We start from the raw sequence: 12,386 nt of genomic DNA on the forward strand, positions 1-12,386 counted from the left end.
GGCGGGATGGCCCGGACTCAACAAGCAGAAGTTTACCAGCAAACACGGCAAAGGCGAGGCGGTTCCGGAAAACTTGAAAAGCTTTGACGGGTTTGCGTCCCACTTCAGTCGAAGCAAGGTTTAGAATTTCGCCGGATCGGTATTCGAGCCGCAGACAAGGACGGCGATCCGCTCGCCCGGCGCCGGCGTGTAGCGGCCGGACAGCAGCGCTGCGAAGGCCGCTGCGCCGCCCGGCTCGGCGATGATCCGCACCCGCTCCCACAGCGCCTTCTGCGCGGCAATGATGGCGTCGTCGGTGACCAGAATGGAGCGCTCGACAAAAGCCTCGGCGATCGGGAACATCATCTCGCCGACGCGTTTGGGCGCCAGCGAATCGGCGGCAACGCCTTCGGCGGGCGCATCGACGGGGTGGCCGGCTTCGAAGGCGTGATGCAGCGTCGGCGCGCCTTCGGGCTCGATGGCGATGATCCTGATGCCGCCGGCAAACCAGGCGGCGATGCCGCCGATCAGGCCGCCGCCGCCGACAGCGACCAGCAGCGTGTCGATGTCGGGCAGATCGTTTTCGATTTCGAGGCCGAGCGTGCCTTGGCCGACCAATGTTTCCTCCTGGTTGAAGGCATGGATCTGCAGCGCGCCGGTCTTTTCAGCAAAAGCCTCGCTGGCGGCCAGCGCCTCGGCATAGCGGGCGCCGCCGACGATCAGTTCGGCGCCGTAGCCGCGGATGCGCTGCAGCTTGGCCGCCGGGCTGACTTCGGGAACGAAGATCGTCGCCTTGTGGCCAAGCCGCATGGCGGCATAGGCGACCGCGGCGCCATGGTTGCCGCCCGATGCGGCGACGACGCCGGCCGCAGGCACCGGCCGTTCGAGCAGATTGGTGAAGGCGCCGCGCGCCTTGAACGAGCCGGAATGCTGCAGGCATTCGAGCTTGAGGTCGACCGCCAGCGGCGGCCGGTCGAAATCGGCCATGTCGACGCGCAGCACCGGCGTGTGCCTGATATAGCGGCGGATGCGCGGTTCCATCGCGGCGATGCGTTCGCGCGTGACGGTGTTGCCGTTCGTCATGACCATCTCCTTGGGATTGACAGCAATTAGTAACTTGGCAAAATGGCTAAATGCAAGAGGTTCAAATCTTCAGGGCGATCGCCAATGAACGCAGGCTGCAGATCCTCGACTGGCTGAAGGATCCGCAGGCGCATTTCCCGGCCCAGGCAGATGGCGATCTGGTCGAGGACGGCGTTTGCGCGCTGCTGATCGCGGAGAAGCTCGGCATTACGCAGGCGACGCTCTCCGAACATATGCGCGTGCTTACCCAGGCCGGCCTGCTGCGGCCCAAGCGCATCAAGCAATGGACGTTCTACCGCCGCGACGAGGACAGGATCGCCGACGCAAGGTTGCTCATCCAGAACCGGCTGTAGCGCAGCCGGCGCTGCGGCTCCTATGCAAGCCAGTCGGGCACCGAATCCAGGCCGATCAGCTCGTCATAGGTCTGGCGCCGGCGCACGACGTGGAAACGGTCGCCGTCGACCAGAACCTCAGGCACAAGTAGGCGGGTGTTGTAGGTGCCGGATTGCACCGCGCCATAGGCGCCGGCGGTGGTGACGGCAATGAGGTCGCCAGACTTGAGCCGGGGCAGGTCACGGTCGAGGCCGAGATAGTCGCCGGTCTCGCAGACCGGGCCGACGACGTCGACCGCCATGCGCGGCGTGTCGGCCGGCGGCTGCACCACCGGCTTGATGTCGTGGAAGGCATCGTAGAGCGTCGGCCGGATCAGATCGTTCATGGCGGCGTCGACGACGAGGAAGTTCTTGGCGTCGCCTTCCTTCACGAATATCACTTCCGAGACCAGGATGCCGGCATTGCCGACGATCAGCCGGCCCGGCTCGAACATCACCTTCACCCCAAGCTTTGTCAGATGCTTCCTGACGATATCGCCATAGGCATCGGGCAGAGGCGGCGGGCTGTTGTCGGTGCGGTAGGGGATGCCGAGGCCGCCGCCGAGATCGACATGCTCGACGGCGTGGCCATCGGCGCGCAGCGCGCCGACCAGTTCCGCCAGAAGCGCGAAAGCATCGTCAAAGGGCTGCAACTCGGTGATCTGGCTGCCGATGTGGGTATCGATGCCGATGGGCTTGGTGCCCGGCAAACTGGCCGCGCGGGCATAGACCTGGCGCGCCCTTTGCCATGGAATGCCGAACTTGTTCTCGGCCTTGCCGGTGGAGATCTTCCTGTGCGTCCTGGCGTCGACATCCGGGTTGATGCGCAGCGAGACCGGCGCCACCTTGCCGAGCGCGGTGGCGCGGGCCGACAGCAACTCCAGCTCCGGCTCGGATTCGACATTGAAGCAGAGAATGCCGGCCTCGAGCGCAAAATCCATTTCGCGCGCGGTCTTGCCGACGCCCGAGAATACGATCTTGCTGGCCGGGATGCCGGCGGCGAGCGCGCGGCGCATTTCGCCTTCCGAGACGGTATCGGCGCCGGCGCCGAGCTTTGCCAGCGTCCGCAGCACCGCCTGGTTGGAATTCGCCTTCAAGGCGTAACAGACCAGCGTGTCGAGACCGGCAAAAGCCCCGGCGAACACCCGGTAGTGCCTCGTCAAGGTTGCCGTCGAATAACAATAGAACGGCGTGCCGACGCTTGCGGCGATGTCTGGTATCGCCACGTCCTCGGCATGGAGCACGCCGTCGCGGTAGTCGAAATGGTTCACGAGAGTGTTTCCGGAAGTTGGAGCACGAGACCAGGCCAGAAAGACCAAGCCGGTCTCATCGGCTCTAGATCAGCGGGTCCAGGATGAACTTCTTGTCCACGACCGGTTTTTCCGGCTCTGGCGGCACCGGCTGTTTGGCGCGCTCGGCGTCCTTGCGGGCCTGGACGGCCGCTTCATAGGGCGTGTCGAGACCAGCCTTACGGCCGCAAGCGGTCACGGCAGCCATCGCCGTCAGCAGCGTCAGCGTCACCAAAATCCTGCTCGCGGTCATCGATCCATCCGTCCGAAACTTTATGTGCTGCGCTTTTAACCGAGTTTTAGGCGCATTGCACCCCGGCATCATGCCTTGGCGATGCGCTTTTTCCAGCTGCGGATCTGCTTCCTGACCTCCGATGGCGCGGTGCCGCCGAAACTGGTGCGGCTCTTGACCGAATTCTGCACCGCCAGAACCGAGAAGATGTCTGCCGTGATGCCGGGGTTGATCGACTGCAGATCCTCCAGCGACAGCTTTTCAAGGCTCACCTTCTTCTCTTCGGCCAACGCCACCGCGCCGCCGGTGACATGGTGTGCCTCACGGAAGGGCAGGCCCAGCGCGCGCACCAGCCAGTCGGCGAGGTCGGTCGCGGTCGCGTGGCCCGAGCCGGCGGCTTTTTTCATGGCGGCGGCATTGACCGTCATGTCGCGCACCATGCCCGTCATCGCAGCCAGCATCAAATCGAGTGTTTCGGCAGCGTCGAAGACCGATTCCTTGTCTTCCTGCATGTCCTTGCCGTAGGTCAGCGGCATGCCCTTCATCACGGTCAGCAGCCCGACGAGATGGCCGGTGACGCGGCCGGTCTTGCCGCGCACCAGTTCGGCGGCGTCCGGGTTCTTCTTCTGCGGCATGATCGAGGAGCCGGTGGAGAAACTGTCCGACAGCCTAACGAAGCCGAATTGAGGCGTCGACCAGATGATGATTTCTTCGGCGAGCCGCGACAGATGCGTGGCGCAGATCGCCGCCAGGCTCAAAAACTCCAGCGCGAAATCGCGGTCGGAGACGCTGTCCAGGGAATTGCGCATCGGCTCGCGGAAGCCGAGCGCCTTGGCGGTCTTGTGGCGATCGATCGGAAAACTGGTGCCGGCAAGCGCTGCCGCGCCGAGCGGGCTTTCATCCAGCCGCTCGATGGCGTCGCGGACGCGCGACAGGTCGCGCGAAAACATCTCGACATAGGCCATGCAATGGTGGCCGAAGGTCACCGGCTGCGCCGCCTGCATGTGGGTGAAGCCGGGCATCACGGTCGCCGCATGCTCCTCGGCGCGGTCGAGCAAGGCTGAGATCAGCCCCTTCAGCGCCTCGGCGACGCGAAAGCACTCGTCCTTGACCCAGAGCCGGAGATCCACCGCCACCTGGTCGTTGCGTGACCGCGCCGTGTGCAGGCGGCCGGCGGCCGGGCCGATCAGATCGGCAAGGCGGGCCTCGATGTTCATGTGAATGTCTTCCAGCCGGGTCGAGAACTCGAACGTGCCGGCCTCGATCTCTTTCAGGATCGTGTTCAGCCCGTGAGCGATTTTTTCTTGATCGGCCGCCGAAATAATGCCCGTTTCAGCCAACATCTCGCTGTGGGCGACCGAACCTCTTATGTCTTGGGCATAGAGTTTGCGGTCGAACGAAATCGACGCGTTGATCGCTTCCATGATCGCGGCCGGACCCGAGGCAAAACGTCCGCCCCACATCTGGTTGCTGGCCTTCTTGTCGCTCATCGCTATAACCCGTGCTCCGGAGCAGTCTTAGAAAATGGCAGACGGTAGCAGATACTTCCCGGCCCCGCGCCTGATCCTCGCCGCTTTGCTGGCGGGCGTGCTGGCCGGCGTGGTCGCGGTATATGTCAGCGAGAGCGGGTCTGGCAACAACGCAGCCACCGGCAGCGCACCTGCGGCCGGCGCGGGCAACAGCAAGGACGACGTCGCCTGCGCCGCCAAGAGCGACCGCGCCAAAAAGGTTGCCGCCGCGGCCACCGGCCAGGTGGCGGCATTGCTGCCCGCCGATCCGCCGCAATCGCTGAAAAGTCTCGCCTTCAACGGTCCCGACGGCAAGCCGATGACGATCGCCGATCATGCCGGCAAGACCGTGCTGCTCAACCTGTGGGCGACGTGGTGCGCGCCCTGCCGTGCGGAAATGCCGGCGCTCGACGCCTTGCAGAAGGAAAAGGGCAGCGATGCCTTCGAAGTGGTCGCGGTCAATGTCGATGCCGGCGACGATGTGAAGCCCAAGAAGTTCCTCGCCGATATCGGCATCGGGTCGCTCGGCTACTACCGCGATTCGACGCTGGCGCTGTTCAACGACGTCAAGACGCGCGGCTTGGCGCTAGGCCTCCCCGTCACCATGCTGATCGATGGCGAAGGCTGCCTGGTCGCGCATATGAACGGACCGGCCGAATGGTCGGGACCGGATGCCAAGCGCCTGGTCGAGGCCGCACTCGCCCCTTAGAGCGGTTCACCGTTTCGTCGAAACGGCTACCCGCGCTAACTTTTTTGTTTCGACGCAATTTCGGACGGAAAACCGTTTCACACTAATTGCTCTAGGCTGAGCGCAGGGCCGCCGCCGGCGGCAGCATCAAGATGCTGCCGCCGCGTTGTTTGACGCCGGCGTCGTCTTGTGCCGCCGGTGCCGCTACGCCGGTCAGTTCGCTGAACGCCTCGATCGGGCTGGGCCGGCCTAGATAGTAGCCCTGGCCGATCTCGCAGGCCTCGGCGTCGAGGAATTTCAGCTCGCCCAGCGTCTCGACGCCCTCGGCCAGAACCGGCAGGCCGAGACCGCGGCCAAGCCCCAGAACGGCGCGCACGATGGCTGCCACCTGGCCGTTGCTGTCGACTGATTTGATGAATGAGCCGTCGATCTTGATCTTGTCGAAGGGGAAGGCGCGGAGATTGGACAGCGAGGAGTAGCCGGTGCCGAAATCGTCCATCGCCACACGCACGCCAAGCGCCTTCACCTGGCGCAAGGTCGCCAGCGCGCGCGGCATGTCCTTGACCAGCGCCGTTTCGGTGATCTCGAGTTCGAGCCTGCCGGGCGTCAGGCCGGAGCCGAGCAGGACTTCATGCACCTTACGGCTGAAATTCGGATTGTGGAGCTGCACCGCCGAGACATTGACCGCGACGGTGAGAGGGTTCTTCCAGCGCGCTGCCTCGGCGCAGGCCGTCGCCAGCACCCATTCGCCGATCTGGATGATGACGCCGCTGTCTTCGGCCACCGGGATGAAGGTCGCCGGCGACACGTCGCCGCGCTGCGGATGGCGCCAGCGGATCAGCGCTTCGAACCCGACCATCCGCCCGCTGCTGATCTCCTTTTGTGGCTGGTAGACGAGGCGAAACTCATCGCGCGCCATGGCCTGGCGCAGTTCGTGCTCCATCACGCGCCGGTCTCGCGCCTCGGCGCCCATCGAGGCCTCGAAGTAACGGTAAGTGTCCTTGCCCTCGGCCTTGGCGCGGTAGAGCGCGGTGTCGGCGTGGCTGACCAGGAGTGTCGGCTCATCGGCGTCGAGCGGATAAAGTGCAATGCCGATGCTGGCCGACACCAGCCCGCCACCGACCGACAGCCGGTTTTCCTCGCGCATGGCCGCCAGCACCGCCTCGGCGATGCGGCCGGCCGCCTGCGGATCGGGAAGGTTCGGAGCGATGATGGCGAACTCGTCGCCGCCGAGACGCGCCAGCATCTGTCCGTGGCGGAGCACGGCGGAGGCGCATAGCGCCACCTTCTGCAGCATGGCATCGCCGGCGCCATGCCCGAACAGGTCGTTCACTTCCTTGAAGCGGTCGAGGTCGAGCAGCAGCAGCGCAAGATGCCCACCCTTGCCGCCGCGGTCCATTGCGGCAATTTCGGCCTCGAGCCGGCCGGAGAAACTGCGGCGGTTGGGGAGCCCGGTCAGCGGGTCGAAATGGGCGAGGCGCAGGATCTCCTGCTCGGCCTTCCGGCGTTCGCGGATGTCGCGCACGGCGACAACGCTGTGCCGCTTGCCGCAATAGTCGATGCTTCTGGCGATAAGTTCGACGGGGATGGTGGCGCCGTCATGGGCTCTGAGTTCGGCTTCCTGTGCCTGTCCGCTGCAGTCGGACATGCCGGCCGCGGTGCGTTCGCCGAAGAGATCGCCAAGCAGCATCGCGTTCAGCACTTCCGGCGCAATGCCGGTGAGTGCCGCGATGCTGTCATTGGCGCTGACGATGCGGGCGCCATCGCAGACGATCAGCCCCTCGACGGCGGCGTTGGCGAGGCCGTGCATGCGCTCGGCCTCGAGCTTGTGACGCCGGAAGCGAAGGTCGATCCACAATGCTGCGGCTGAAAGCACCAGGATAGCCAGGCTGACTGCAGCGGCGGCGAAGGCCTGCGACACCGGTTCGACCGTGAACTGCGATATCTCGATGGAGGAGTCCGGGAAGATCGACACCGCGCCCATGGCGATGAAGTGCAGGCTGCAGATCGCCAGCGTCAACAGGATGGCGGCGGCGATTGTGGCCTGCATGGACGGCCGTCGCAACACCACCAGCAGCGCCAGCGCGGCGAGGGTGACGCCTGTCAGCACCGAGACGCCGACCAGCAGCGGGTTCCAGACGATGCGCCCTTCGACCTCGAAGGCGGCCATGCCGATATAGTGCATGGCGGCGATACCAGCGCCGAGGACCGCGCCGCCGACCAGAGGGTAGTCGATGCCCCGGCGCAAGGTGGCGATCCACATGCCCGCAGCGGTCAGGGCGACGGAACCGGCGAGCGAAAGCGCCGACATTTCCGTATTGTAGGCGTTGGGGATTCCGGGAGAAAAGGCAAGCATTGCGATGAAGTGCGTCGCCCAGATACCGAAGCCGGTGGAAGTGGCTGCTATCATCAGCCAGGTATAGCGGTTGCGCTCGCTCGAGCGGTCGACATGGCGAAGCAGGTTGACCGCCGAGAAGGAAGAAATACCGCAAATGAGCGCTGCCAGTGCGACCAGTCTCAGATCGTGCTCATGCACGATACAATTATAGACCGTCAGCATCTCGCCCCACCTGCTCTCCCACAGCAATCAAGCCGTCCACTTGATTAGTATGCCACGCTTGACGAAGAATCGGTTATGCGAACTACAACTACAGCGGGTTTTTCGGGTTGTACGTTGCGGCGATCCTGTCTCATTCCAGACGCACGGTTACAGCAGCGCCTGGCGCGATGCCGCTCGGCCGATCTCGATCTGGCCGAGCGCCGGTTTGGCGGCCGCACGGTGCAGGTGCGTGGCGCTGTCACGCGGGCCCTTCACGCATCGCTGGGCGGTCGGCGATCCTTGCAGGCCCACCATGCCCCATTCTATCGCTGAGCCGGCTTGGCATTTCTCTCGGTCCTCGTTGCAAGGCGAGGGGGCGCGAAGTTAGCCGGGTATGAAATTCACGAAACAGCAACAAATCCGTTGTCCGATTGTCATCAGAGACACATATTGCGTTCGCGGGAGCGCCCCTTTCGCCAATGACAAACGGGAGATGAAACATGAAGTTGTTCGGCTTTGCGGCCGGTGTTGCCGCCACCTTGACCCTGCTTTCCACCACCTCCGCCTTCGCCGCCACCCAGATCAGTTGGTGGCATGCAATGACCGGCGCCAATGCCGAGGTGGTCGACAAGATCGCCAAGGATTTCAATGCCAGCCAGAGCGACTATGAAATTCTCCCTGTTTTCAAGGGCACCTATCCCGAAACGCTGAATGCCGGCATCGCTGCCTTTCGTGCGGGGCAAGCGCCCGACATCATCCAGGTGTTCGACGTGGGTACCGGCGTCATGATGGCCGCCGAAGGTGCGATCAAGCCGGTGGCCGATGTGCTGACCAGCGCCGGCGTGACCTTCGACAAGAGCCAGTATTTGCCCGGCATCGTCGGCTACTATTCGAAGCCGGACGGGACCATGCTGTCCTTCCCCTATAATTCCTCGTCGCCCATCCTCTACTATAACAAGGATATCTTCCAGAAGGCCGGGCTTGATGTGAACAATCCGCCAAAGACCTGGAACGAGGTGTGGGAAGCCGCCAAGAAGATCAAGGCGAGCGGCGCCGCTTCCTGCGGCTATACCTCGACGTGGTTGACCTGGATCCACCTTGAGGCCTTCGCTGCCTGGAACGACGTTTCCTATGGCACCAACCAGAACGGACTTGCCGGAACCGACGTCGAGCTCAAGATCAATGCGCCGATCTTCGTCAATCATTTCCAGGCGCTCGCCGACCTGGCCAAGGACGGCACCTTCAAATATGGCGGCCGTACATCCGAAGCCAAGCAGATCTTTCTTGCCGGAGAATGCGGCATCTTCACCGAATCGTCGGGGGGTCTCGGTGACATCGTCAAGTCGGGCATGAACTACGGCATCGGCCAGCTTCCCTATGATAGTGACGCCAAGGGCGCGCCCCAGAACACCACGCCGGGCGGCGCCAGCCTGTGGGTGTTCGGCAACAAATCGGACGAGGAATACAAGGGCGTCGCGGCGTTCTTCTCCTATCTCTCCAAGACCGAAGTGCAGGAGTATCTGCACCAGAAGTCGGGTTATCTGCCGGTGACGCTCGCTGCCTATGAGGCGACCAAGAAGTCCGGCTTCTATGACAAGAACCCGGGCCGTGAGACGCCGATCCTGCAGATGCTGGGCAAGGCGCCGACCGAGAACTCGAAGGGCGTGCGCCTCGTCAACCTGCCGCAGGTGCGCGACATCGAGAATGAGGAGTTCGAGAAGATGCTGGCCGGCCAGCAGACTGCGCAGCAGGCGCTCGACAATGCGGTCGCACGCGGCAACAAGGCGATTCAGGAAGCGATCGGAAACTGAAGCGGTTTGTCAGTCGAACCTCGTCCACGCGGACCCGCGTGGACGACTTCCTGAACAGCGAGGGAACCACACTGTCTCCACGCGTCGTCTTTCCCAACAAGACCCTGCCCTATCTGCTGGTGGCGCCGCAAGTCGCCATTACGCTGATCTTTTTCTACTGGCCGACGGGGCAGGCGCTCTACCAGTCGATGCTTAGGGAAGACCCGTTCGGGCTGAAGAGCAAGTTCGTCGGGCTCGCCAATTTTCGCAAGGTGCTGGCCGACCCGGCCTACCTCAACTCGATCAAAGTTACGCTGGTGTTCTCTCTGGCGACCGCGATCGTCGCCATGGGTGTGGCCCTGTTGCTTGCCGTCATGGCCGAGAAGGTGGTGCGCGGCAAAGGCCTTTATCGCACGCTGCTGATCTGGCCGTATGCGGTGGCGCCGGCGATTGCCGGCATGTTGTGGCTGTTTCTGTTCAATCCCTCGATCGGTTCGCTGGCCTACGCCTTGAGAGGTCTCGGCATTGCCTGGGATCCCTTGCTTAACGGCAACCAAGCCATGATCCTGCTGGTATCTGCGGCTGCCTGGAAGCAGATCAGCTACAATTTCCTGTTCTTCGTCGCCGGGCTGCAGGCGGTGCCGAAGACGTTGATAGAGGCGGCGGCCATGGACGGCGCCGGGGAGACGAAGCGCTTCTGGACCATCGTCTTCCCGCTGCTCGCACCGACGACCTTCTTCCTGCTGGTCGTCAACACTGTCTATGCGCTGTTCGACACTTTCGGTATCGTTCATGCCGTCACCGGCGGCGGGCCAGGCAAGGCCACCGAGACGCTGGTCTACAAGGTCTACAATGACGGTTTCGTCAATTTGATCCTCGGCGATTCGGCCGCGCAGTCGGTCATCCTGATGGTCATCGTCATCTCACTCACGGCCATCCAGTTCCGCTATGTGGAACGCAAAGTCCACTACGGTTGAGCGCGAGCGATGATTGGTCAGTCCCCGCTTCGCGCCCTCATCGCCCACGCCGTGCTCATCCTGGGCATCCTGATCGTCGCTTTCCCGATCTACTACACCTTCGTTGCCTCCACGCAGACGCTGCAGACCATCCTCAAGCCGCCATTGCCTCTTTTGCCCGGCGACCAGGTCTGGAACAATTACAGCGAGGCGCTGTTCGGCGGTGTCGGCCGCATCGGCGGCGTCAGTGTCGGCCGATTGCTGCTCAACACCACGATCATGGCGCTCGGCATCGCGGTGGGGAAGATTTTCATCTCGATCCTTTCGGCCTATGCGATCGTGTTCTTCCGTTTTCCGCTTCGGATGGTCTTCTTCTGGCTGATCTTCATCACGCTGATGCTTCCCGTCGAGGTGCGCATCCTGCCGACCTACAAGGTGATGGTCGATCTCGGCATGATCGACACCTATGCCGGCCTGATCATTCCGCTGATCGCCTCGGCCACCGCCACGCTTCTGTTTCGCCAGTTCTTCATGACCATCCCAGGTGAGTTGGTGGAAGCGGCGCGTGTCGACGGCGCCGGACCATGGCGATTCTTTTTCGACATCCTGCTGCCGCTGTCGCGCACCAACATCGCGGCGCTGTTCGTCATCCTCTTCATTTATGGCTGGACGCAGTACCTGTGGCCGCTGCTCGTCACCAACAGCAATGACATGAACACCATCGTCATCGCACTTAGAAAGATGGTCTCCTTCGCCGATGCCGATACCCAATGGCATCTGGTCATGGTCACCGCGATGCTGGCCATACTGCCGCCGATCCTGATCGTGGTGCTGATGCAACGCTGGTTCGTGCGCGGACTGGTCGATACCGAAAAGTGAGAAGCTGATGGCGACCATCGATCTGAAGGATGTGAAGAAAGTCTATCCCGGCGGCGTCGAGGCGGTGAGGGGTGTCTCGATCGCCATTCCCGACAAGGAGCTTTGCGTGCTGGTTGGGCCGTCCGGCTGCGGCAAGTCCACGCTGCTGCGGATGATCGCCGGGCTTGAGACCATTTCTTCCGGCACCGTCGCCATCGACGGCAAGATCGTCAACACGATCGGTCCGACCGAGCGCGACATCGCCATGGTGTTCCAGAACTATGCGCTCTATCCACATATGAAGGTCTACGACAACATGGCCTACGGGTTGCGCAACCGGGGTACTCCCAAGGACGAGATCGACAGCAGGGTTCGCTCGACCGCCAAGGTGCTGGAGCTCACGGCGCTGCTCGACCGGCGCCCGCGCGAGCTTTCCGGCGGCCAGCGCCAGCGCGTGGCCATGGGTCGCGCAATCGTGCGCAATCCAAAAGTCTTCCTGTTCGACGAACCGCTTTCCAACCTCGACGCCAAACTGCGCGGCCAGATGCGGGTCGAAATCAAGAATTTGCAGCGCTCGCTCGGTGTCACCTCGGTCTACGTCACCCACGACCAGCTTGAGGCGATGACGCTGGCCGATATTCTCGTCGTCATGAATGGCGGGTTGGTCGAGCAGACGGGCGCGCCGCTCGACATCTACGAGAAGCCGGCATCGACCTTCGTCGCCTCCTTCATCGGAGCGCCGCCGATGAACCTTCTGCCTCTTTCGCAAGGACCGGCTGGTCCGGCGCTGACCGACGGCAAGACGGTTGACTTCGCGCCTACGAACGCCGCCACGCTTGGCTTCCGCCCTGAGGATGCCGACGTCACCTTCAGTGCCGAGGCATCATCCGGCGCGCTTATTCTGCCTGCGGCGGTCGAGGCGGTCGAACCTGTGGGAGCCGAAAGCTTTCTTCACTGTGCCGCCGGCGGCAACCGCATCGTCGTGCGTGTGGCCGGCCGCGCCACGGCCAAACCCGGCGATCAACTGCGCGTCGTGGCCAGGGCCGAGAAGCTGCATTGGTTCGACAATGCTGGGAAACGAGTCGATTGACGC

The 12,386-nt window shown here is 63.2% G+C and carries 12 protein-coding genes; 6 read left to right on the top strand and 6 right to left on the bottom strand.

Features of this window, described 5'->3' with window-relative positions; translation table 11 throughout:
* Positions 1 to 120: 120 nt before the first annotated feature.
* Positions 121 to 1,062, bottom strand: coding sequence for a threonine/serine dehydratase (locus NLY33_RS09230; RefSeq protein WP_023704316.1), 942 nt, complete (start codon positions 1,060 to 1,062; stop codon positions 121 to 123).
* A 50-nt stretch (positions 1,063 to 1,112) separates the two neighbouring features.
* Here NLY33_RS09230 and NLY33_RS09235 point away from each other — a divergent pair, with 50 nt between their 5' ends.
* Positions 1,113 to 1,415 (top strand): ArsR/SmtB family transcription factor, encoded by a 303-nt coding sequence (locus NLY33_RS09235; protein ID WP_023704315.1) that lies wholly within the window; start codon positions 1,113 to 1,115, stop codon positions 1,413 to 1,415.
* 20 nt (positions 1,416 to 1,435) lie between these two features.
* Here the strand turns inward: NLY33_RS09235 and lysA are convergent, their stop codons facing one another.
* From lysA to argH, 3 genes are all read right to left on the bottom strand, one after another.
* Complete coding sequence (gene lysA, locus NLY33_RS09240) at positions 1,436 to 2,704, bottom strand: diaminopimelate decarboxylase (RefSeq protein ID WP_023704314.1); 1,269 nt, start codon at positions 2,702 to 2,704, stop codon at positions 1,436 to 1,438.
* A gap of 64 nt (positions 2,705 to 2,768) precedes the next feature.
* Complete coding sequence (locus NLY33_RS09245; protein ID WP_023673325.1) at positions 2,769 to 2,975, bottom strand: hypothetical protein; 207 nt, start codon at positions 2,973 to 2,975, stop codon at positions 2,769 to 2,771.
* Between the two features lie 68 nt (positions 2,976 to 3,043).
* A complete protein-coding gene (argH, locus tag NLY33_RS09250) occupies positions 3,044 to 4,444 on the bottom strand; it encodes an argininosuccinate lyase (protein ID WP_023704313.1) in 1,401 nt (466 codons plus the stop codon).
* A 34-nt stretch (positions 4,445 to 4,478) separates the two neighbouring features.
* On the opposite strand from argH, the gene tlpA reads away from it, so the two are divergent.
* Positions 4,479 to 5,171, top strand: a complete 693-nt coding sequence (gene tlpA, locus NLY33_RS09255) for a thiol:disulfide interchange protein TlpA (protein ID WP_023704312.1) — start codon at positions 4,479 to 4,481, stop codon at positions 5,169 to 5,171.
* A gap of 91 nt (positions 5,172 to 5,262) precedes the next feature.
* Here tlpA and NLY33_RS09260 read toward each other — a convergent pair whose 3' ends face one another.
* On the bottom strand, positions 5,263 to 7,710 hold the full coding sequence (locus tag NLY33_RS09260; protein ID WP_023704311.1) for a bifunctional diguanylate cyclase/phosphodiesterase: 2,448 nt from the start codon (positions 7,708 to 7,710) through the stop codon (positions 5,263 to 5,265).
* A gap of 147 nt (positions 7,711 to 7,857) precedes the next feature.
* Positions 7,858 to 8,004, bottom strand: a complete 147-nt coding sequence (locus tag NLY33_RS09265) for a hypothetical protein (protein ID WP_023685332.1) — start codon at positions 8,002 to 8,004, stop codon at positions 7,858 to 7,860.
* Positions 8,005 to 8,189: 185 nt separating this feature from the next.
* On the opposite strand from NLY33_RS09265, the gene ugpB reads away from it, so the two are divergent.
* The 4 genes from ugpB to NLY33_RS09285 all read left to right on the top strand — a co-directional run bounded on the left by ugpB (position 8,190) and on the right by NLY33_RS09285 (position 12,383).
* Positions 8,190 to 9,500, top strand: a complete 1,311-nt coding sequence (gene ugpB / locus NLY33_RS09270) for a sn-glycerol-3-phosphate ABC transporter substrate-binding protein UgpB (RefSeq protein WP_023685331.1) — start codon at positions 8,190 to 8,192, stop codon at positions 9,498 to 9,500.
* A 71-nt stretch (positions 9,501 to 9,571) separates the two neighbouring features.
* Positions 9,572 to 10,456 (top strand): sn-glycerol-3-phosphate ABC transporter permease UgpA, encoded by an 885-nt coding sequence (gene ugpA, locus NLY33_RS09275; protein WP_023704310.1) that lies wholly within the window; start codon positions 9,572 to 9,574, stop codon positions 10,454 to 10,456.
* A 9-nt stretch (positions 10,457 to 10,465) separates the two neighbouring features.
* Complete coding sequence (gene ugpE / locus NLY33_RS09280) at positions 10,466 to 11,314, top strand: sn-glycerol-3-phosphate ABC transporter permease UgpE (RefSeq protein WP_023694018.1); 849 nt, start codon at positions 10,466 to 10,468, stop codon at positions 11,312 to 11,314.
* A gap of 7 nt (positions 11,315 to 11,321) precedes the next feature.
* Positions 11,322 to 12,383 (top strand): sn-glycerol-3-phosphate import ATP-binding protein UgpC, encoded by a 1,062-nt coding sequence (locus NLY33_RS09285; RefSeq protein ID WP_023673333.1) that lies wholly within the window; start codon positions 11,322 to 11,324, stop codon positions 12,381 to 12,383.
* The last annotated feature ends 3 nt before the right edge of the window (positions 12,384 to 12,386 follow it).

It is taken from the genome of Mesorhizobium sp. C432A, assembly GCF_030323145.1.
In the GTDB taxonomy this organism is placed as follows: domain Bacteria; phylum Pseudomonadota; class Alphaproteobacteria; order Rhizobiales; family Rhizobiaceae; genus Mesorhizobium.